The 1,400-nt window shown below is 67.3% G+C and carries 1 protein-coding gene; it reads right to left on the bottom strand.

Annotated features, from left to right (window positions below):
• Positions 1-129: 129 nt before the first annotated feature.
• The gene (locus ACTS11_RS09845; protein WP_442640144.1) at positions 130-1,248 is read right to left on the bottom strand and encodes an OmpP1/FadL family transporter; all 1,119 of its coding nucleotides are present in this window, start codon (positions 1,246-1,248) and stop codon (positions 130-132) included.
• Between the last annotated feature and the right edge of the window lie 152 nt (positions 1,249-1,400).

Here is a 1,400-nt window from a genome sequence, read left to right as displayed (position 1 = left end):
TGGCCTCGGTCGGCGCGGTCTCCCGGTGCGGGCGGCGGCGGGTGGACAGGCAGGCGCAGGCCTTCAAGGCGCTCTGATAACGCGAAAGGCCCCGCGCGGGCGGGGCCTCCGGTGACGATACGGGGGCTGTCAGAAGCTGAAGCCCACGCGGAGGCCCGCGCCGATCGCGTAGTTGTCGGAGAAGCGGGCGCCGATCGTTTCGGTCGTCGCGTCGCCGAGATGCGTGTAGTTCAGGCCGGCCGTGATGCGGGCGTTGCCGATGTCGTAGATGCCCGCGATGGAGAAGCCGACCTGTCCGTCCGTCGGTGCGAGGTTCGAGGCGGGTTCGCCCGTCGCGCGTTCGTAGGTGACACGCCCGAGGATCGCGAAGTCCTCGTTCAGGCGCCGGGCCACGCCGGCCGACCATGTCCAGACATCGTTGTCGTAGTCGATGGTGCCGAGCGCGCTGCGGGTGTTGATCGCGGTCTCGGTCCATTCCGCCCAGCGCAGCGAGGCCAGCACCAGCGTGCCCTCGGCCACGCCGGTCTGGAAGTCGAGGTTCACGGACTGCGGCATGTCGTATTCGCCGGTCGCGGCGGCGCTCGGTCCGATGCCGGGCACGGGGGCGACCGATGCGCCGATCGCGTTGTTGTGCGTCGTCGCCGAGTTGTAGGTGAGGCTGGCCCTCAGCGCGATGTCGGGGATCTCGTAGGCGACGCCGACGAGATAGCCGAGGTCCGAGCTGTCCTCGTAGGTCAGCGTCTGGCCGCCGGTCGCGAAATTGATCTCGCCCGACATCGTCACGTAGCGGAGACCGCCGTGGACGCTGAAGCCGTTGCCGAACTCGTAGCGCGCCAGCGCGGTGATGGCGTTGCCGCTCAGCTCCGCATCGAACTCGCCGATAGCCGCCGTGAGCGGATAGGCCGCGTCGGCGTTCCTGTAATTGACGGCCGCGCCGTACGCCGTTTCGAAGATCAGCGCGACCGAGAATTGGTCGGTGAGGTCCTGCTTGTAGGCGAGGCCGATGTTGGTGAAGGACGACGCCCTATGTCGCCCGAAGACGCCCCGTTCGCCGGGAAGACGCCGCTGACGGTCGGAGAGACGTGGCCGAAGCTCAGCTCGGCGTAGGTGCCGTCCTCGAACAGCGGCGAGATGCCGAGACCGGAGCGGTCGAGGCCGCCCGCGTGAGTGATCGCCGTCGTCGCCAGAAGGGCGGCCGAAGCTGCTGCAAGTGCTCTCATGGTTTCCTCCCGAAGCCTCAGGGAACACACTGTATCTGTTCTTGACACGACTAAGCGGCCAAAGGTCCGCTTCGGTCAATTCTTCCCCAGCGTCAGCGGCATCGGCGGCCGCAGCAGTGGAGAAAGATGTGACGGAATTGCTACATCTTCTACCGGCGGCGGGCGCCGAGGATGTTGAGG

The sequence above is a fragment of the Roseicyclus sp. genome, assembly GCF_052168335.1.
In the GTDB taxonomy this organism is placed as follows: Bacteria; Pseudomonadota; Alphaproteobacteria; order Rhodobacterales; family Rhodobacteraceae; genus Roseibacterium.
This window is presented reverse-complemented; position numbering and strand designations above follow the sequence as displayed.